General features: G+C 62.3%; 17 protein-coding genes and 2 tRNA genes. 14 read left to right on the top strand and 5 right to left on the bottom strand.

Features of this window, described 5'->3' with window-relative positions:
• Positions 1 to 115: 115 nt before the first annotated feature.
• Together ACQ4WQ_RS24685 and trxB are read right to left on the bottom strand one after the other, a co-directional pair.
• Positions 116 to 790: a Smr/MutS family protein gene (locus tag ACQ4WQ_RS24685; protein ID WP_436500699.1), complete on the bottom strand. Its 675-nt coding sequence runs from the start codon at positions 788 to 790 to the stop codon at positions 116 to 118.
• 7 nt (positions 791 to 797) lie between these two features.
• Positions 798 to 1,751, bottom strand: coding sequence for a thioredoxin-disulfide reductase (gene trxB, locus ACQ4WQ_RS24690; RefSeq protein ID WP_034758671.1), 954 nt, complete (start codon positions 1,749 to 1,751; stop codon positions 798 to 800).
• 216 nt (positions 1,752 to 1,967) lie between these two features.
• Between trxB and ACQ4WQ_RS24695 the strand changes: the two genes are divergently transcribed.
• From ACQ4WQ_RS24695 to ACQ4WQ_RS24705, 3 genes are all read left to right on the top strand, one after another.
• The gene (locus tag ACQ4WQ_RS24695) at positions 1,968 to 4,328 is read left to right on the top strand and encodes a DNA translocase FtsK (protein ID WP_326459223.1); all 2,361 of its coding nucleotides are present in this window, start codon (positions 1,968 to 1,970) and stop codon (positions 4,326 to 4,328) included.
• 31 nt (positions 4,329 to 4,359) lie between these two features.
• Positions 4,360 to 4,989 carry an outer membrane lipoprotein chaperone LolA gene (lolA, locus tag ACQ4WQ_RS24700; RefSeq protein ID WP_436500772.1) on the top strand — a complete coding sequence of 210 codons (630 nt, stop codon included), beginning with the start codon at positions 4,360 to 4,362 and terminating at the stop codon, positions 4,987 to 4,989.
• 70 nt (positions 4,990 to 5,059) lie between these two features.
• Positions 5,060 to 6,379 (top strand): replication-associated recombination protein A, encoded by a 1,320-nt coding sequence (locus tag ACQ4WQ_RS24705; protein ID WP_152253233.1) that lies wholly within the window; start codon positions 5,060 to 5,062, stop codon positions 6,377 to 6,379.
• 2 nt (positions 6,380 to 6,381) lie between these two features.
• Here the strand turns inward: ACQ4WQ_RS24705 and ACQ4WQ_RS24710 are convergent, their stop codons facing one another.
• Positions 6,382 to 7,119 (bottom strand): NAD-dependent epimerase/dehydratase family protein, encoded by a 738-nt coding sequence (locus tag ACQ4WQ_RS24710; RefSeq protein WP_436500702.1) that lies wholly within the window; start codon positions 7,117 to 7,119, stop codon positions 6,382 to 6,384.
• Entirely contained in the window at positions 7,116 to 7,406 is a 291-nt protein-coding gene (locus ACQ4WQ_RS24715) for a DUF2917 domain-containing protein (protein WP_326459225.1), read from the bottom strand. The genes ACQ4WQ_RS24710 and ACQ4WQ_RS24715 overlap by 4 nt, the downstream gene beginning before the upstream one ends.
• Before the next feature lie 180 nt (positions 7,407 to 7,586).
• On the opposite strand from ACQ4WQ_RS24715, the gene ACQ4WQ_RS24720 reads away from it, so the two are divergent.
• From ACQ4WQ_RS24720 to ACQ4WQ_RS24740, 5 genes are all read left to right on the top strand, one after another.
• A complete protein-coding gene (locus ACQ4WQ_RS24720) occupies positions 7,587 to 9,008 on the top strand; it encodes an aminotransferase-like domain-containing protein (protein ID WP_436500704.1) in 1,422 nt (473 codons plus the stop codon).
• 149 nt (positions 9,009 to 9,157) lie between these two features.
• On the top strand, positions 9,158 to 9,361 hold the full coding sequence (locus ACQ4WQ_RS24725; RefSeq protein WP_086139439.1) for a hypothetical protein: 204 nt from the start codon (positions 9,158 to 9,160) through the stop codon (positions 9,359 to 9,361).
• Positions 9,362 to 9,496: 135 nt separating this feature from the next.
• Positions 9,497 to 10,786, top strand: a complete 1,290-nt coding sequence (gene serS / locus ACQ4WQ_RS24730) for a serine--tRNA ligase (RefSeq protein ID WP_070225012.1) — start codon at positions 9,497 to 9,499, stop codon at positions 10,784 to 10,786.
• A gap of 111 nt (positions 10,787 to 10,897) precedes the next feature.
• A tRNA-Ser gene (locus ACQ4WQ_RS24735) sits at positions 10,898 to 10,987 on the top strand.
• A 264-nt stretch (positions 10,988 to 11,251) separates the two neighbouring features.
• Positions 11,252 to 11,341: transfer RNA gene (locus ACQ4WQ_RS24740), tRNA-Ser, on the top strand.
• Positions 11,342 to 11,504: 163 nt separating this feature from the next.
• Here the strand turns inward: ACQ4WQ_RS24740 and ACQ4WQ_RS24745 are convergent.
• Positions 11,505 to 12,134: a hypothetical protein gene (locus ACQ4WQ_RS24745; RefSeq protein ID WP_436500707.1), complete on the bottom strand. Its 630-nt coding sequence runs from the start codon at positions 12,132 to 12,134 to the stop codon at positions 11,505 to 11,507.
• Between the two features lie 157 nt (positions 12,135 to 12,291).
• On the opposite strand from ACQ4WQ_RS24745, the gene hisC reads away from it, so the two are divergent.
• The 6 genes from hisC to ACQ4WQ_RS24775 all read left to right on the top strand — a co-directional run bounded on the left by hisC (position 12,292) and on the right by ACQ4WQ_RS24775 (position 18,126).
• Positions 12,292 to 13,347 (top strand): histidinol-phosphate transaminase, encoded by a 1,056-nt coding sequence (hisC, locus tag ACQ4WQ_RS24750; protein WP_436500709.1) that lies wholly within the window; start codon positions 12,292 to 12,294, stop codon positions 13,345 to 13,347.
• Between the two features lie 4 nt (positions 13,348 to 13,351).
• Positions 13,352 to 13,789, top strand: a complete 438-nt coding sequence (locus tag ACQ4WQ_RS24755) for a GNAT family N-acetyltransferase (protein WP_436500711.1) — start codon at positions 13,352 to 13,354, stop codon at positions 13,787 to 13,789.
• A gap of 63 nt (positions 13,790 to 13,852) precedes the next feature.
• Positions 13,853 to 14,722 (top strand): NAD(P)-dependent oxidoreductase, encoded by an 870-nt coding sequence (locus ACQ4WQ_RS24760; protein ID WP_128139945.1) that lies wholly within the window; start codon positions 13,853 to 13,855, stop codon positions 14,720 to 14,722.
• A 206-nt stretch (positions 14,723 to 14,928) separates the two neighbouring features.
• Positions 14,929 to 15,993, top strand: coding sequence for a YeiH family protein (locus tag ACQ4WQ_RS24765; protein ID WP_083287284.1), 1,065 nt, complete (start codon positions 14,929 to 14,931; stop codon positions 15,991 to 15,993).
• Between the two features lie 16 nt (positions 15,994 to 16,009).
• Complete coding sequence (locus ACQ4WQ_RS24770) at positions 16,010 to 17,314, top strand: D-amino acid dehydrogenase (RefSeq protein WP_436500714.1); 1,305 nt, start codon at positions 16,010 to 16,012, stop codon at positions 17,312 to 17,314.
• On the top strand, positions 17,311 to 18,126 hold the full coding sequence (locus ACQ4WQ_RS24775; RefSeq protein ID WP_436500716.1) for a thiazole synthase: 816 nt from the start codon (positions 17,311 to 17,313) through the stop codon (positions 18,124 to 18,126). Before ACQ4WQ_RS24770 ends, ACQ4WQ_RS24775 begins: the two co-directional genes overlap by 4 nt.
• Positions 18,127 to 18,158 lie beyond the last annotated feature (32 nt).

Here is an 18,158-nt window from a genome sequence, read left to right on the forward strand (position 1 = left end):
ACGCTAAGCAGGAAATAATTGTCACAGGTTAACATGACACGGCCCCGAATGGTGACAAACGGGGCCGTGCGCAGGGTGTAACTTGTTACTGAATTGTAATTTCTTGCTATCTATCCTAGCGGATGGGCTGCAGCGCTGCCGAGAGCAGCACGACAAGGGCGCCATCGCCCCCTTCGGAGCGGCGCGCCTGGCAAAAGGCGATGACTTCCTCCTTTTGCACCAGCCAGCTGTGCACCATCGATTTCAAGACCGGTTCCTGGCCTTTCGAGCCGAAACCCTTGCCGTGGATCACGCGCACGCAGCGCAGCTTGCGCCGTGTCGCCTGGTTCAGAAAGGCGCCGATGCCGTCGCGCGCCTCATCGCGGCGCAAGCCGTGCAAGTCCAGCTCATCCTGGATGGGCCAGTGGCCCTTGCGCATCTTCTTGACCACGTCCGGTCCCACGCCGGGGCGGGCGTAGTTCAGGGCCGGATCGTTTTCCAGATAATGGTCGACCTCGAACAAGTCCGACAGCGATTCGCGCAGCACGGCCGCATCGTCCTCTTCCGGAGACAACTTGCGGGCCGGCTGCTGGGCCGCCATGGCGCCCGCCTTGGGCAGGCTGGGCACGTAGCGGTCCGACTCGGGCAGGCGCTTGACGCCGCCGATGCTGGCCTTGAACAGATTGCTTTCCACGGCCTGGACCTTGGCCTGTTGGGCGCGCGCCGCTTGCTCGGCTGCGCGCGCATCGGCCTGTTCCTTGAGCTGCTTGCTGACCGCTTTCAGGTCGGCAAAGTCTTTCATCGACGCCATGCGACGCTTACTCCTGGCCTTCCAGGTAGCGCTGGGCGTCCAGTGCTGCCATGCAACCCGTGCCAGCGCTGGTGATGGCCTGGCGGTAGATATGGTCTTGCACGTCGCCGGCCGCAAACACGCCCGGCGCGCTGGTGGCGGTGGCCATGCCTTCCAGGCCCGTCTTGGTCTTGATGTAGCCGTTGTGCATGTCCAGCTGGCCTTCGAAGATGCCCGTGTTCGGCTTGTGGCCGATGGCGATGAACACGCCATGCACGCTCAATGCTTCGACCTTGCCGTCGATGGTCGACTTGATGTTCAGACCCGTCACGCCGCCTTCGTTGCCCGTCACTTCATCCAGAGTGTGGTTATATTTCAACACGATCTTGCCTTCGGCAACCTTGGCGTTCAGGCGGTCGATCAAGATCGCTTCGGCGCGGAACTTGTCGCGGCGGTGGATCAGCGTGACTTTATTGGCGATGTTCGACAGGTACAGCGCTTCCTCGACGGCCGTATTGCCGCCGCCGACGACGGCCACTTCCTGGTTGCGGTAGAAGAAACCATCGCAGGTGGCGCAGGCGGACACGCCCTTGCCCATGAATTCCGCTTCCGACGGCAGGCCCAGGTATTGCGCGGATGCGCCCGTGGCGATGATCAGCGTATCGCACGTGTATTCGTGGCTGTCGCCCTTCAGGCGGATCGGTTTTTCATTGAGGAAAGTGGTGTGGATGTGGTCAAACACGATTTCCGTATTGAAACGCTCGGCATGCTGCAGCAAGCGCTGCATCAGGTCCGGACCTTGCACGCCCATGGGGTCGCCTGGCCAGTTTTCCACGTCGGTGGTGGTCATCAGCTGGCCGCCTTGTTCCACGCCGGTGACCAGCATCGGGTTCAGGTTGGCGCGGGCGGCGTAGACGGCGGCGCTGTAGCCGGCTGGGCCGGAGCCGAGGATCAAAACGCGGGCGTGTTTGGTAGTGGTCATAATGAGGCTTCTCTATGAGTGGGGTCTATCCGAATTGGGGGCATACGCGCGAAGAACAAGGGCGTATTGCGCTTGCGCAAGCAATCCACGATTATAGACCAAGCCGCCTGTAGCGACGAATCGTGGGGCCGTCCGGGGCATATATGGCTTAGAATACTTCCTTATTATGGGAAATTCCCTTTCAGAAACATTTTTCACCTTGCAGCGCTTCCCAGAATGACTAAACCAGCCCAGGCCAATCAAAATAGCTACACCCGAAAACCGGTCGAACGCCGGCCCTTGCCCAACCGGCTGGTACGGCTGCTGTCCGAGGCGCGCTGGTTCGCGCTGGCCGCGTTTGCCCTGTATTTCGTGTTGATACTGGCCAGCTTCAACAAGCTCGACCCCGGCTGGTCGCATGCCACCAATGTCGACAAGGTCGCCAACCTGGGCGGCAAGCTCGGTGCGACTTTCTCCGATCTGTTGTTGTATATCTTCGGCTTTTCCGCGTGGTGGTGGTGCGTCTGGCTGTTGCGCACCGTGTGGAATGGCTACCGCCGCCTGAGTAAGCGCTTCCTGCTGGAAGAAGAGGACGTGGAACGCGAGCACCATGTCGAGATGCTGATCCGCATCGTCGGCTTCTCCATCATGCTGATCGGCAGCATGGGCCTGGAATACCTGCGCATGGCGAAGAGCCTGCACGTGCAGCTGCCGCGCGATCCGGGCGGCGTGCTGGGCCAGCTGGTGGGGCACTCGGCCCACGTGGCTTTCGGTTTCACCGGCGCTACTTTATTACTGTTGCTGCTGTTCGGCCTCGGTTTCAGCCTGTTCTTCCATGTATCCTGGCTGCAAGTGGCCGAACGCATCGGCGGCGCCATCGAAGACGCCTTCAACTGGTTCGTGCTGCGCTACCAGGACCGCGAAGACCGCCGCCAGGGCGAAGTGGCTGCCGTGCGCCGCGACGAAGTGGTGGTCATCGAGCGGGCCAAGCACGTGGAAAAGCACGTGGCTGCGCCGCCCGTCAAGATCGAGCCGCAAGTCGTGACCGTGGTGAAATCGGAGCGCGTGGAAAAGGAACGCCAGGCGCACCTGTTTGAAAACTTGGGCGATGGCAAGCTGCCGCCTTTGTCGCTGCTCGACGAAGCGCCGCCCGTGGTGGAAACGGTGTCCGTGGAAACCCTGGAATTTACGAGCCGCCTGATCGAAAAGAAATTGTCGGACTTTGGCGTGGATGCCAAGGTAGTGGCCGCTTACCCCGGCCCTGTGGTGACGCGCTATGAAATCGAGCCGGCCACGGGCGTGAAGGGCAGCCAGATCGTGGGCCTGGCGCGCGACCTGGCCCGTTCGCTGTCGCTGACGTCGATTCGTGTCGTGGAAACCATTCCCGGCAAGAATTACATGGCCTTGGAATTGCCTAATAGTAAACGCCAGATCGTGCGCCTGACGGAAATCCTCGGCTCCAAGGTTTACAACGATGGCGTGTCCAGCCTGACGATTGCGCTGGGCAAGGATATCGCCGGCAAGCCCGTCGTGGCCGATCTCGCCAAGATGCCTCACTTGCTGGTGGCCGGCACCACCGGTTCCGGCAAGTCGGTCGGCATCAATGCGACGATTCTGTCGCTGCTGTACAAATCCGACCCGCTCGACGTGCGCCTGATTTTGATCGATCCGAAGATGCTGGAAATGTCCGTCTACGAAGGCATCCCGCACTTGCTGGCGCCCGTCGTGACGGACATGCGCCAGGCGGGCCACGCGCTGAACTGGGCCGTGAACGAGATGGAGCGCCGCTACAAGCTGATGAGCAAGATGGGCGTGCGTAACCTGGCCGGCTACAACGCGAAGATTGCCGACGCGAAAAAGCGCGAAGAACACATCCCGAATCCGTTCAGCCTGACGCCGGATTCGCCGGAGCCGCTGGAAAAACTGCCGACCATCGTCATCATCATCGACGAGCTGGCCGATCTGATGATGGTAGTGGGCAAAAAAGTCGAGGAATTGATCGCGCGTATCGCGCAAAAGGCGCGCGCCGCCGGCTTGCACTTGATTCTGGCCACGCAGCGCCCATCTGTAGACGTGATCACGGGGCTGATCAAGGCGAATATCCCGACGCGTATCGCCTTCCAGGTCTCGTCGAAGATCGATTCGCGCACCATTCTCGACCAGATGGGCGCGGAAACCCTGCTGGGCATGGGCGACATGCTGTACATGCCGCCCGGCACAGGACTGCCTATGCGCGTGCACGGCGCGTTTGTGTCGGATGAGGAAGTCCACAGGGTCGTCAGCCATCTGAAGCTGCAGGGCGAACCGAATTACATCGAGGGCATCCTCGAAGGCGGCACCCTGGAAGGCGATGGCGCCGAAGGCGGCGCGCCGGGCGAGGGCGGCGGCGAGGCCGATGCCCTGTATGACCAGGCGGTGGCGGTGGTGCTGAAAAACCGCCGCGCCTCGATTTCGCTGGTGCAGCGTCATTTGCGCATCGGCTACAACCGCGCGGCCCGTCTGCTCGAGCAGATGGAGCAGAGCGGGGTGGTCTCAACCATGCAATCCAATGGCAACAGGGAAATCCTGGTGCCGGCGGCGAGTAGTGAACAAGGGTAACGGAATGAAGAATACGACTTTCGCAGCAAAAATGATCATCGGCGCGGCCAGCGTCGCCTGCAGCCTGCTGTTCGCGGCCAGCGCCTCGGCCAGCGCCCTGGAACAGTTCAAGAGCTTTGCGGCCGGCACCAAGTCGGCCAAGGGCGAGTTCGTGCAGCGCCAGGTCAAGAAGGCGGACGCCAGCGGCAAGGCGAAAGTCTCGACGCCGGCCAGCGGCACCTTCGAGTTTGCCCGTCCGGGCAAGTTCATCTGGACCTATCTGAAACCGTACGAGCAGTTGCTGCAAGCCGATGGCGACAAGTTGTATATCTACGACAAGGACTTGAGCCAGGTGACGGTGAAGAAACTGGGTGACGCGCTCGGTTCCTCGCCGGCCGCGATCTTGTTTGGCAGCAACGACCTGGAAAAGAATTTCACCCTGGCCGAAGCGGGCACGCGCGATGGCCTGGAATGGCTGAAAGCCACGCCGAAGGCCAAGGATACGACGTTTGACGAAATCACCATCGGCTTGCGCAACGGCGTGCCGGAAGCGATGGAGTTGCGCGATTCGTTCGGCCAGACGTCGGTGCTGGCGTTCAAGAATTTCCAGAAAAATCCCGCGCTGGCCGCGAACCATTTCAAATTCGTGATGCCAAAAGGCGCGGACGTCATTAATAACTGATTGTTGACGTCTTGCTGTTGACCGGCCTCGCAGCGATGCGGGGCTTTTGCATTCTTACCCGGTACATACTATGGCGGATCTCTTTTCCACCGCACCGCGCCAGCCGCTGGCCGAAGCCTTGCGGCCTGCGACCCTCAACGAAGTCATCGGGCAGACGCATCTGCTGGGCGTGGGCAAGCCGCTGCGCCTGGCGTTCGAGGCGGGCAAGGCCCATTCGATGATCTTGTGGGGGCCGCCCGGCGTGGGCAAGACGACCCTGGCGCGTCTGATGGCGAACGCCTTCGACAGCGAATTCATCGCCCTGTCGGCCGTGTTTGCAGGGGTGAAAGATATCCGCGCAGCCATGGACCAGGCCCGCCACAGCCTGGACCAGTTCGGCAAGCACACCTTGCTGTTCGTCGACGAGATCCACCGGTTTAATAAATCGCAGCAGGATGCCTTGCTGCCTTTCGTCGAGTCGGGCCTCGTGACCTTCATCGGCGCCACCACCGAAAACCCCAGCTTCGAAGTGAACTCGGCGCTGCTGTCGCGCGCGCAAGTGTATGTGTTGAAATCGCTCAACGAAGACGAGATGAAGCAGCTGCTGGCCAAGGCGCAAAGCACGGCGCTGACGCACCTGAGCTTCGACGAAGCGGCCGCCGATACCCTGATCGGCTACGCGGATGGCGATGCGCGCCGCTTTTTGAATTTGCTGGAACAGGCCGAGACGGCCGCCAGCTCAACGGGCACGACCACCATCGATGCGGCCTTCGTCGACAATGCGCTGACCTTGAATTCGCGCCGCTTCGACAAGGGCGGCGACAATTTCTATGACCAGATTTCGGCCCTGCACAAATCCGTGCGCGGTTCCAATCCCGACGCGGCCCTGTACTGGTTTTGCCGCATGATCGATGGCGGTGCCGACCCGCGCTACCTGTCGCGGCGTATCGTGCGCATGGCCTGGGAAGACATCGGCCTGGCCGACCCTCGCGCCTTGACGATGGTCAATGACGCGGCGGAAACGTATGAGCGCCTCGGTTCGCCCGAAGGCGAGCTGGCGCTGGGCCAGGCCGTGATTTACCTGGCGATTGCGGCAAAGAGCAATGCCGGCTACAACGCTTTTAATACCGCCATGGCATTCGTCAAGAAGGATAAATCGAAGGAAGTGCCCGTGCACTTGCGCAATGCGCCGACGAAGCTGATGAAGGAACTCGGCTACGGCCACGCCTACCGTTATGCGCACGACGAGCCCGATGCCTACGCGGCCGGCGAAACCTATTTTCCGGACGGCATGGCGGAACCGGGCTGGTACCAGCCCGTGCCCCGCGGCCTGGAAAGTAAAATAGCCGACAAATTGGCATGGCTGCGCGAGCTGGACAGGAAAGCAGGAAAACCGGCCGGCAAGGGCTGAGGCTACAGGCCCAGCAAGCTGAAACCGTCGTCCTGCGGCGCGTAGCCGACCAGCCGGCGCGTCGCGTCAATGGATAGCCGTTTATAACGGTTGTCCGACACCCCATGCACGACGTGGTAGCCGGCCGGCACGTCCGCCGCGATGCAGCGGGCCAGCAGCTGCACCACGTCGCGCTCGCTGATGAAGGCGGCGATGTCGCGCGCGCTGTGCTGTTGACCTGGCGCAAACCGGGCCACGTTGGCGATGCGCACGGCGATCGTCGTCATGCCATGCTGGTGCGCGAAGGCCGACGCCACGCCTTCACCGAAGGCCTTGCTGGCGCCATACATGTTCGCCGGACGCGCGGGCATGCTTTCGTGCACTTGCACGTCCAGCGGATAGCCTTCGATGGCTTGCGCGCTGCTGGCGAATACCACTTTTTTCACTCCCTGCGCCTGTGCCGCGCGGAAGATGTTGTGCGTGCCGACGATGTTCGGCTGCAGCAATTGTGTGTCGAAATCGGCGCTGGCGTGCGGCACGCCGGCCAGGTGCAGCACCACGTCGATATCCATGCAGGCGGCCAGGCAGGCGGCATGGTCGCTGACGTCGAGCTGCATGGACGGGCAGGGCGCTTCGGCCAGCTTGCCTGTGTGCAGGTCGGCCAGGCGCAGGGAGAATTCCCCGTGCCGGCGCTTCCAGAAAGCGGTGCCGATGATGCCGGCGGCGCCCGTGACGAGGACGCGCAAAGGTTGTTGAATCATGTATTCCTTGTATTGAGTGTGTGTGGCAGTGCCAGGTTCAGCCAGCGCAGCAGGGCGGGGCGCGGGGCGGCCGTCCCGTGCACGCGGATGCGTCCGCTGCCCACGGCTTCGATCAGCACCAGGCCGTCATTCGGGATCGTGTAGCGTTCGCCGCTGCGCAGCACGCAATCCTCGAACTGGGCGTAGGCCGTGATCCAGGCCGTGCCGGACAGGCATTCGATGACCCTGGCGCGCGCTTTTTCCAGGCGCAAGGGCCGTTCGCTGCGTAATTCGTGGTCGGTTTGCATGGCATCGCTCCTGTTGTGCTGACAGGAACAGCTTAGGCGCTTGGATAGAACCATGACAGATGCAGGAAACCGAAATTGTCATGCATACAGTGTGCTTCGTCGTACACTGTGCTTGTCAAAAAAACGGGCAACTGTATCTGTGCGTGCCGCGCGCGGCAGCCGCATACTGAAGGGATGAACATGAATGCGTCTTTGAATCTGTACGAGCACCTGGCCAACGAGCTGGGCGCCCTGATCGACGCGCGCGTGTTCGCGCCCGGCGACCGTCTGCCGTCGATCCGCCACCTGGCGCAGCAAAAGCGCATTTCCGTCAGCACCGTGATGCAAGCCTTGCGCCTGATGGAAGACCGCGGGCAGGTCGATGCGCGGCCCCAGTCCGGCTATTTCGTGCGCCACCGGGCGCCGCGCCGGCCCTGCAGCGCGGACGCCCAGCATTTGAAGGAGCCGGCCTTTGTCGGCATCAACAATCTGTTGATGCGCGTGCTGAAGGACAACGAGACGCCCAGCATCGTACAGCTGGGCACGGCCTGGCCGCCCGACGAGATACTGCCCATCAAGCGCATGCAGCGCACCATCAGCGCGGTGGCGCGGCGCGAACCCGCCTTGTTGAGCAAGGTCAGCTGCTATGACGTCAGCGAAGGCAATTTCCTGCGCCAGGTCGCGCGCCGCGCGCTGGACTGGGGCAAGCTGGACCCGCACGAGATCGTCGTGACGAATTCCTGCACGGAAGCGATCAGCCTGTGCCTGCGCGCCGTGGCCAAACCGGGCGACACCATCGCCATCGAGTCGGCCACGTATTTCGTGCTGCTGCAGATGATCGAAAGCCTGGGCATGAAGGCGCTGGAAATTCCCACCGATGCGAAGACGGGGCCGTCGCTTGACGCGCTGGAGCTGGCTTTGCGCGCCGGCCTCGTGCAGGCTTGCCTGTTCGTGCCGAACGCGAATAACCCGCTCGGCTGCGTCATGCCGGAAGCCAACAAGAAGCGCTTGGCGGGGCTGCTGTCGGAATTCAATATTCCGCTGGTGGAAGACGATGTGTATGGCGACCTGTGTTTTGCGCCGCAGCGCCCGTGGCCCGTGAAGGCCTACGACACGAGCGGCAATGTGCTGCTGTGTTCCTCGTTTTCCAAGGCCATCACGCCCGCCGCGCGCGTGGGCTATGTGCTGGCCGGGCGTTTCGCGCAGGAAGTGGCCCTGCTGAAAACCGTGTCGAGCGGCGCCACCAGCCATTTCTTCCAGGCCGTGCTGGCCGATTTTTTGGAAGGCAGCAGCTATGACCAGCAGCTGCGCAAGATGCGGCGCACCCTGGTGCAGCGCATCGCGCGCATGTCCGATGCCGTGGCGGCCAGCTTTCCGCTTGAGTGCATGCTGTCCGAGCCGCAGGGCGGTTTCGTGCTGTGGGTGCAGCTGCCGCCGCAAGTCGATGCGCTGGCCCTGCATGGCCAGGCCATCGCCGACGGCGTGGCGTATATGCCGGGCCAGCTGTTCTCGGCTTCGGGCAAGTTCGGCAATTATCTGCGCCTCAATTGCGGCAATGCCTGGACGCCGCGCATCGAGCAGGCCATCGGCCGCCTGGGCCGCCTGGTGCATGAGGCCTTGTAACTATTCTTTGCGTTTCAGTCCCTGTTTTTCACCGTTCGCTCCCTGTTTTTCGCCGCCGGTCGCAAGCCGGTGGCCTTGTTTGCCGCCGTTGGCTAAAGTACCACCATACCAGCAGCAGTCAACGACGCAAACCAACCAGGAGTAACATCATGAACGCACTGAAAAACATGGAAATCGCCTTTATCGCCGCCGCCGTCCTGGCCATCGGCAGCAGCTTCGCCACCGCCGGCGCCAACACGGTGGAAGTGAGCGCCACGTCGACCCTGATTGCCAAGGCCGCCGACAGCACCATGCCCGTCGTCACCGTCAGCGCCCGCCGTCTGACCGCTGCCGAAAAAGCCGCCTTTATCTAAGCATCGGCCTTAAAGCGGGCGCGAGTGCCCGGCCATGCCGCCATGACGATGGCAGGGCGTGTGCAAAACTCATAAAGAACTGAACGGGTCTTGGTACAATGAGTGCTTTCGATACATCGGCACCGCCATCCACCCATGATAGATATCCAACTTCTCCGTAAAGACATCGCAAACGTCGCAGAACGCCTGGCGACGCGCAAATTCCAGCTCGACGTGGCAGGTTTTACCGCCCTCGAAGCCGAACGCAAGGCGATCCAGACGCGCACCGAAGAGCTGCAGGGCAAGCGCAATGCGCTGTCCAAGCAAATCGGCATGTTGAAAGGCAAAGGGGAAGACACCTCGGCCGTGATGGCGCAAGTGGCTGGCCTGGGCGATGAACTGAAAGCCGATGAAGCGGCCCTGACCCTGGTGCAAGCCAAGCTGAGCGAATTCATCATGGCCGTGCCGAACCTGCCGCACGAATCGGCGCCGGTAGGCACGGACGAGTCGGGCAACGTGGAAGTGCGCAAGGTCGGCACGCCGCGCACGTTCGATTTCGAAGTCAAGGATCACGTCGACGTGGGCGCCCCGCTGGGCCTCGATTTCGAAGTGGCCACCAAGCTGACCGGTTCGCGCTTCTCCGTCATGAAGGGCGGCATCGCCCGCCTGCACCGCGCACTGGCGCAATTCATGCTCAACACCCATGTTGACGAGCACGGCTACACGGAATGCTATACGCCATACATGGTCAACGCCGATTCGCTGCGCGGCACGGGCCAGCTGCCGAAATTCGAAGCCGATCTGTTCTCGGTGAAAAAAGGCGGCGTGGAAGGCGAGGGCGAGACCTTCTACCTGATCCCGACGTCGGAAGTGTCGCTGACCAACATCGCGCGCGATGAAATCCTGGCGCTCGATCAATTGCCCCTGAAGATGACTGCCCACACGCCATGCTTCCGTTCGGAAGCGGGCAGCTACGGCCGCGACACGCGCGGCATGATTCGCCAGCATCAGTTCGACAAGGTGGAAATGGTGCAAGTGGTGCACCCGGACACCTCGTACCAGGTGCTGGAAGAGATGGTGGGCCACGCGGAAACGATCTTGCAACGCCTGGGCCTGCCATACCGCGTGATGTCGCTGTGCACGGGCGACATGGGTTTTACGGCCAGCAAGACCTTCGACCTGGAAGTGTGGCTGCCGGCGCAGAACACCTACCGTGAAATCTCGTCCCTGTCGAACACGGAAGCCTTCCAGGCCCGCCGCATGCAGGCACGTTTCCGCAATGCCGCAGGCAAACCGGAACTGGCCCACACCCTGAACGGCTCCGGCCTGGCGGTGGGCCGCACCCTGGTCGCCGTGCTGGAAAACTACCAGCAAGCGGACGGCAGTGTCGAGATCCCGCCAGTGCTGCGCCCATACATGGGCGGCCTGACGCATCTGAAGGCTTAAAAGCTTAGGGCAGCCGGATGAATGGAAGGCGCAAAATAGTCCTTCCATTTTTTCAAGCGGCTGCTATAATCTTGCCTTCTCGCAGCAATGCGAGGAAAGACCGCAGCAAATGGAGAGGTGGCAGAGTGGTCGAATGTACTTGACTCGAAATCAAGCGTACGTTAAATCGTACCGTGGGTTCGAATCCCACCCTCTCCGCCAGAACAAATAGAGAAAGCTCCCGCAAGGGAGCTTTTTTTATTTGTGGCGGCGAAGAGGAGTACGCCCCCTGCGGGGCGTACGCGTGGGATTCGAAGACGAGCGCGTACTCGCGCGAGGCTCCCCGAATCGCCCAGATAGGTTTTGGTTTGCCAGCAATCAGTTGCAAATCACCAATAAACCTCTACCCAACCCAACAACACCCATGCTAAAATAGCGCCTCGTTCAAACAGGCATGCCAGTTTGAATGAATAGACCGCAGTAAACGGAGAGGTGGCAGAGTGGTCGAATGTACTTGACTCGAAATCAAGCGTACGTTAAATCGTACCGTGGGTTCGAATCCCACCCTCTCCGCCAGAATACATAAGAGAAGCTCCCGCAAGGGAGCTTTTTTTATACCCGCAACGCCAAAAAACCACCAACGTATCAATGCAGGTAGAAAAAACCGCCCAAAGCGCGCAGCGCAAGGCGTTTTTTCCTCCATTCAGACTTTGAAAGCCAGCGTCCCCACTACCGCAAGCTAGTGCACGAGCTTGGCCACCGCAAACGCGACGCCCGACATGGCAATGATCGTCCCCACGCACGACAGGATGACAGCCGATTTCGCCTCAGCCACATCTGACTTGGTCGCATAATTGGAGCGCACCACAGCGAGGTCCAGTTTCAAGCCACTGACATCCGTCTTGAGAACGCCGACATCGGTCTTGAGAGCAGCGACATCCGTTTTCAGACCAGCAACATCCACCTTGAGGCCAGTGACATCCGTTTTCAGACCGGCCACATCCACCTTGATGCCAGCCACATCAACCTTCAAATCAGCAACGTCCAGCTTCACACCAGCCATGTCTTTTCCCAGTGCGTTGACTTGCTCGTCCATGGCGCAATCCTCCGTGCTTGTCACTGCATGCTCCTCGCTTTTTTCACCGCTGTCAAACAGTGTCCCGAGGGTATCGCGCATGGCTTTGCTATTGCTTGCCAAGCGTTGCGCCAGCCCCGTCACGCGCTGCAAGTCGGCCACTCCTTCGCCCTGTAGCTGACCCGTGGCAGTCTGCAATTCGACGGCGATCTGTTCGCCGAGGCTGGTAGCAACCCGCATCCATGCCTCGATCTTGCGCTGGCGCGCCTGTTGCGTCAGTGCGCCTTGCCGCACCTGCGTACGCTCAGCTTGTGCATGCTGTTCATGCCACGTCCTCTTCGCTTGGGGCCGATGCCGATGCTGTCCACGCTACCTCTCGCCGATGGCGCCCGCCTTGACCCTGCTCAGCCTATGTTAATCTACCCGATCCCCCATCCCGCGAACCCAAGCAATGAGCCGATTCTGGAGCAACATCGTCAGCGAGCTGACCCCCTACGTCCCGGGCGAGCAGCCGAAACTGCCCGACCTGGTGAAACTCAACACCAACGAAAACCCCTACGGTCCGTCGCCCCAGGTGCTGGCCGCGCTGCGCGAAGCGGCCAACGACAGCCTGCGCCTCTACCCCGATCCCGCGGCCAGCGAACTGAAGCAAACCCTGGCCGCCTACCATGGCCTCAGCAGCGACCAAGTGTTTGTGGGCAACGGTTCCGACGAAGTGCTGGCGCTGGCCTTCATGGCCTTGCTCAAACACGACGCGCCCCTGCTGTTCCCCGACATCAGCTACAGCTTCTATCCCGTGTATTGCAAGCTGTACGGCATCGATTACCGCACGGTCGCGCTCGACGACACCATGCGCATCCGCCCAGAAGACTATCGGGGGCCGTGCGGCGCCATCATCTTTCCGAATCCCAACGCGCCGACGGGCGTGGACTTGCCGCTGGCCGGCGTGGAAACCTTGCTGCGCGACCATCCCGACGCCGTGGTGGTGGTCGATGAAGCGTATGTGGATTTCGGTGGCGAGAGCGCCGTGGCCCTGGTCGACCGGTATCCGAACTTGCTGGTGGTGCAGACGTTCTCGAAGTCGCGTTCGCTGGCCGGCTTGCGCGTCGGCTGCGCCTTCGGTCATGCGGACCTGATCGAGGCGCTGGAGCGCGTGAAGAACAGTTTCAACTCGTATCCGCTGGATCGGCTGGCCTTGGCTGGCGCCGTGGCCTCGCTGCACGACGAAGCGTATTTCCAGCAGACGCGCCAGGCCGTGATCGCCAGCCGCGAACAGCTGACGGCGGATTTGACTGCGCTGGGCTTCGAGGTACTGCCGTCCGTGGCCAACTTTGTCTTCGCCCGCCATCCGCAGCATGACGCGGCGCAACTGGCGGCCGGCTTGCGCGCCCGCTCCGTGATCGTGCGCCATTTCAATGCACCGCGCATCAGCCAGTATTTGCGCATCAGCATCGGTAATCCGGCTGAGTGCGCGGCGTTGATGGCGGCATTGTGCGACCTGCTGTGACGCCATGCTGACCTTCGTACCTGCCAGCATCGCCGATGGCGAGGCGCTGGCCAGCCTGCGCGTGGCCGCCATGCGCGACAGCCTGGAGCGCATCGGCCGCTATGATCCGCAGCGTGCGCGCCAGCGTTTCCTGTCCACCTACGACCCCGATTGCACCTGGCAGTTGCGCCTTGGCGGCGCGCTGGCCGGCTTTTATGTGTTGCGCCCGCAAGCGGATTATTTGCTGCTCGACCACCTCTACCTGGCGCCGGAATGCCAGCGGCAAGGCATGGGCGCGGCCGTGCTGGCGCGCGTGTTTGCCGAGGCCGATGCGGCCCGCAAGAGCGTGCGCGTGGGCGCCTTGCGCGGCAGCGAGGCGAACCGCTTCTATGTGCGTCACGGCTTCGTGCCCGATGGCGAGGAAGAGTTCGACATGTATTATCGGCGCGCTCCCGCGCCTTGATGCTGCCGGCGGCGACTGTTTGTGCAACAATAATCGGATTCATTCATCGACAGGACGGACAATATGGCAAAAGTGGCATTCATCGGTTTGGGCGTCATGGGTTTCCCCATGGCAGGTCACCTGGCGGCGGGCGGGCACGACGTCACCGTGTACAACCGCAACCCGGCCCGCGCGGCCGCCTGGCTGGAGCAGCACAAGGGCAGCAGCGCCGCCACGCCGGCCGCCGCCGCTGCCGGTGCCGAGTTCGTCTTCACCTGCATCGGCAACGATAACGATCTGTATCAAGTCATCCTGGAAGAGGGTGGCTTGCTGTCCGCCATGGCGCCGGGCAGCATCCTGATCGACCATACGACGGCCTCGGCCGAAGCGGCGCGCACCATCCACGCGGCGGCGAAAGAGAAGGGCGTGTTCTTCCTCGACGCGCCCGTATCCGGCGGCCAGGCCGGTGCGGAAAACGGCAAGCTGACCGTGATGGTGGGCGGCGATGCGGAAGCGTATGCACGTGCCGAGCCCGTCATCGCCCTGTTCTCGCGCGCCGTCACCTACATGGGCGCCTCCGGTTCCGGCCAGCTCACAAAAATGGTCAACCAGATCTGCATCGCGGGCCTGGTGCAAGCCTTGAGCGAGGGCATTGCCTTTGCGGAAAACGCGGGCCTCGATGCGGCCCTGGTCGTGGACGTGATTTCCAAGGGCGCGGCACAGTCGTGGCAGCTGGAAAACCGGGGCAAGACCATGATCGAGCGCAAGTTCGACTTCGGTTTTGCCGTCGACCTGATGCGCAAGGACCTCGGCATCTGCCTCGCCGAAGCCAAGCGCAACGGCAGCGACTTGCCCGTGACGACCTTGACGGACCAGTTCTATGGCGAAGTGCAGCAGGCGGGCGGCAACCGTTATGACACCTCCAGCCTGATCACGCGCTTGAACAAAAAGTAACTTTTTAACTCTTAAGTAAAGAGCGGCGCGTCCCTGCCAAGGGCCGCGCCGCTTGTCGTTTACGGCGCTGACATCATTAAAACGTCAGTTTCCGGAACATCTGGTTTCGATTTTCATGGAAAAGCATGGACTTCGCTAGCTCATCGTGTATTATTAAAAAACGAGATGAAATGTCCCAATTTTTAAAACATTATGAGCGGACCAGCATGAAAACTAACTCCTCAGCGATAACACGCGTTGTCGACAAGAACATCCCCTACCTGTCTTCCGCCATCGCCATCTGGCGGCCCCGGGCCGTGCTGCGCAGCTGGCCCGGCGTGGCCATCGCGCTGGTGATCGCCCTGTCGGCCACCTTTATTTCCAGCAATTACGGCGGCCCCCAGCTCCTGTACGCGCTGTTCTTCGGCCTGGCCTTCCACTTCCTCGCGTCCGACCCCACCTGCAAGCCCGGCATCGAGTTTTGCAGCAAGGTGCTGCTGCGTACGGGCGTGGCCTTGCTGGGCGCGCGCATCACCTTCAACCAGATCGCTTCCGTGGGCGTGACGCCGTTATTGATCGTCGTCGGCGGCCTGATCGCCACGCTGGGCTTCGGCTACCTGCTGGCCAAATGGCTGAAACGCCCCATCACGGAAGGCATTTTGTCGGGCGGCTCCGTGGCCATCTGTGGCGCCTCGGCTGCGTTGGCCATCTCGGCCGTGCTGCCACAAACCAAGGAAAACGAGAAATTCACCCTGCTGACGGTGGTGGGCGTGACCTCGCTGTCCACCCTGGCCATGATCGTCTACCCGCTGCTGGTCAAGCTGCTGGGTTTTGACCCGACGGAAGCGGGCGTGTTCATCGGCGGCACCATCCACGACGTGGCGCAAGTGGTCGGTGCCGGCTATCTGGTGAGCAACCATACGGGCGACGTCGCCACCTTCGTGAAACTGACGCGCGTCGCCTGCCTCGTACCCGTCGTGCTGGGCCTGTCGATCATGTTCAAGCGCAAGGACGGCAAGAGCGAAGTCGATGCGCCGCCGCTGGTGCCGTTTTTCCTGATCGGCTTTGTCTGGCTCGTCATCACCAACAGCCTGGGCCTGATTCCGCAGGAAGTGAATGGCTGGATCAACAATGCCTCGCGCGCCTGCCTCGTCATCGCCATCGCCGCCCTGGGCGTGAAAACCTCGTTCCAGTCGCTGGCCTCGCTGGGCTGGCGTCCCGTCATCATGCTCGTGATGGAGACCGTGTGGATCGCCGCCTTCGTCGCCATCGCCGTCCTGCTGACGCGTTAAACGGAACGGCCCCGCCATGAAGATCCTCGTTCTCGGCGCCGGCGTGGTCGGCACGGCATCGGCCTGGTACTTGCGTCAGGCGGGCCACGACGTGCGCGTGTTCGAGCGCCAGGCGGGCGCCGCGCAGGAAACCAGTTTCGGCAACGGCGGGCAGATTTCCGTCTCGCACGCGGAACCGTGGGCCAATCCCGCCACCCTGCGCAAGGTCGTGAGCTGGCTGGGCAAGGACGATGCGCCGCTGCTGTTCCGTCCCCGCCTGGACCCGCTGCAATGGCAGTGGGCGCTGCATTATCTGCGCGAATGCCTGCCGTCCAGGGTGTCACGCAATATGCGCCAGATCGTCGCCCTGGCCGAGTACAGCCGCCAGAGCCTGCAAGCCCTGCGCCGCGAGACGGGCATCGCCTATGACCATCTCGAGCGGGGCATCCTGCATTTCTATACGGACCAGCAGGAGTTTGATAAATCGCAAGCGGGCGCCGCGCTCTTGCGCGAGCTGGGCTGTCCGCGCAATACCGTCAGCGCCGATGAAGTGATCCGGCTGGAACCGGCCCTGCGCCATGCGCGCAGCCACATCGTGGGCGGTGATTTTACTGCCAGCGACGAATCGGGCGACGTGCATCTGTTTACCACGGCCTTGGCTGCCCGTGCGGCGGCGGCCGGCGTGGATTTTCAGTACTGCACGACGGTGACGCGGCTGCTGGCTGATGGCGCACGCATCACGGGCGTGGAATGCATCGATGCGCAGGGGCGTCATCGCCTCGAACATGCGGATGCCGTCGTGGTGGCCATGGGCAGCTTTTCCGCACCGCTGCTGCAGCCGCTGGGCATCCGATTGATGCTGTATCCGGGCAAAGGTTATTCCGCCACCTATCCGATCATCGACCCCGTCAGCGCACCGAGCGTGTCGCTGACGGACGATGGCCACAAGCTGGTGTTTTCGCGCCTGGGCGAGCGCCTGCGCGTGGCGGGCACGTGCGAGCTGAACGGCTACACGCGCGAACTCAATCCCGTGCGCTGCGCCGCCATCACGCGCCGCGTGCAAACGCTGTTTCCCCATGCCTGCGATTACAGCGACCCCGTCTACTGGGCCGGCTTGCGTCCGCTCACGCCCTCGAACGTGCCCTACATCGGCGCCACGCGCTACCGCCAGCTCTATCTCAACACGGGCCACGGCACCCTGGGCTGGACCATGGGCTGCGGCGCGGGCAGGGCGATCGCCGACCTCGTGTCGGGACGGCGGCCGGAAGTCGATTTTGCGTTTTGCGGCGAGCCACCCCGGCAAGAAGCCGCTTTGGTTCAACTTAGGAGAGCACCACGATGAGAGACGACGCCACCCCCAGCCAACCCCCCGTCGGCCTGACCCTGGCCGGCACCACCTACCAGTCGCGCCTGCTGGTGGGCACCGGCAAGTACAAGGATTTCGAGGAGACGCGCCTCGCCATCGAGGAAAGCGGCGCCGAGATCGTTACCGTGACCATCCGCAGGGTGAATATCGGCCAGGCAAAGGGCGAGCCGAATCTGCTCGACTTCATCCCGCCGTCGAAATACACGATCCTGCCCAACACGGGCGGCTGCTACAACGCGCGCGACGCCGTCTACACCCTGCAGCTGGCGCGCGAGCTGCTGGGCGGCCACCAGTTGTGCAAGCTGGAAGTGCTCGGCGACGAAAAGACCCTGTTCCCGAATATGCCGGAAACGTTAAAGGCGGCGGAGCAGCTGGTGCGCGACGGCTTCCAGGTGATGGTGTATTGCAGCGACGACCCCATCCAGGCGCGCATGCTGGAAGACATCGGCTGCATCGCCGTCATGCCGCTGGCATCCCTGATCGGCTCGGGCATGGGCATTCTCAATCCATGGAATCTGTCCCTGATCATCGAGCAAGCCCGTGTGCCCGTGCTGGTGGACGCAGGCGTGGGCACGGCGTCGGATGCGGCCATCGCCATGGAACTCGGCTGCGACGGCATCTTGATGAATACCGCCATCGCGGCGGCGCGCGAACCGATACGCATGGCGCGCGCCATGAAACTGGCAGTGCAGGGTGGACGCGAGGCCTATCTGGCCGGACGCATGCCCCGGAGAGCAGGCGTCATGAGCGCCTCGCCCTCGTCGCCGATGGCCGGGCTGATCGCCTGAGTTGCCGCATTTACCGCAGTCTGCAGCACCGT

The sequence above is a fragment of the Janthinobacterium goodfellowi genome, assembly GCF_051380695.1.
Classification (GTDB): domain Bacteria; phylum Pseudomonadota; class Gammaproteobacteria; order Burkholderiales; family Burkholderiaceae_D; genus Janthinobacterium.

Excerpts from the sequence above, each read along its gene's own strand:
- ACQ4WQ_RS24685 (WP_436500699.1), bottom strand. The coding sequence starts at position 790 with ATGGCGTCGATGAAAGACTTTGCCGACCTGAAAGCGGTCAGCAAGCAG.
- trxB (WP_034758671.1), bottom strand. The coding sequence starts at position 1,751 with ATGACCACTACCAAACACGCCCGCGTTTTGATCCTCGGCTCCGGCCCA.
- ACQ4WQ_RS24695 (WP_326459223.1), top strand. The coding sequence starts at position 1,968 with ATGACTAAACCAGCCCAGGCCAATCAAAATAGCTACACCCGAAAACCG.
- lolA (WP_436500772.1), top strand. The coding sequence starts at position 4,360 with ATGATCATCGGCGCGGCCAGCGTCGCCTGCAGCCTGCTGTTCGCGGCC.
- ACQ4WQ_RS24705 (WP_152253233.1), top strand. The coding sequence starts at position 5,060 with ATGGCGGATCTCTTTTCCACCGCACCGCGCCAGCCGCTGGCCGAAGCC.
- ACQ4WQ_RS24710 (WP_436500702.1), bottom strand. The coding sequence starts at position 7,119 with ATGATTCAACAACCTTTGCGCGTCCTCGTCACGGGCGCCGCCGGCATC.
- ACQ4WQ_RS24715 (WP_326459225.1), bottom strand. The coding sequence starts at position 7,406 with ATGCAAACCGACCACGAATTACGCAGCGAACGGCCCTTGCGCCTGGAA.
- ACQ4WQ_RS24720 (WP_436500704.1), top strand. The coding sequence starts at position 7,587 with ATGAATGCGTCTTTGAATCTGTACGAGCACCTGGCCAACGAGCTGGGC.
- ACQ4WQ_RS24725 (WP_086139439.1), top strand. The coding sequence starts at position 9,158 with ATGAACGCACTGAAAAACATGGAAATCGCCTTTATCGCCGCCGCCGTC.
- serS (WP_070225012.1), top strand. The coding sequence starts at position 9,497 with ATGATAGATATCCAACTTCTCCGTAAAGACATCGCAAACGTCGCAGAA.
- hisC (WP_436500709.1), top strand. The coding sequence starts at position 12,292 with ATGAGCCGATTCTGGAGCAACATCGTCAGCGAGCTGACCCCCTACGTC.
- ACQ4WQ_RS24755 (WP_436500711.1), top strand. The coding sequence starts at position 13,352 with ATGCTGACCTTCGTACCTGCCAGCATCGCCGATGGCGAGGCGCTGGCC.
- ACQ4WQ_RS24760 (WP_128139945.1), top strand. The coding sequence starts at position 13,853 with ATGGCAAAAGTGGCATTCATCGGTTTGGGCGTCATGGGTTTCCCCATG.
- ACQ4WQ_RS24765 (WP_083287284.1), top strand. The coding sequence starts at position 14,929 with ATGAAAACTAACTCCTCAGCGATAACACGCGTTGTCGACAAGAACATC.
- ACQ4WQ_RS24770 (WP_436500714.1), top strand. The coding sequence starts at position 16,010 with ATGAAGATCCTCGTTCTCGGCGCCGGCGTGGTCGGCACGGCATCGGCC.
- ACQ4WQ_RS24775 (WP_436500716.1), top strand. The coding sequence starts at position 17,311 with ATGAGAGACGACGCCACCCCCAGCCAACCCCCCGTCGGCCTGACCCTG.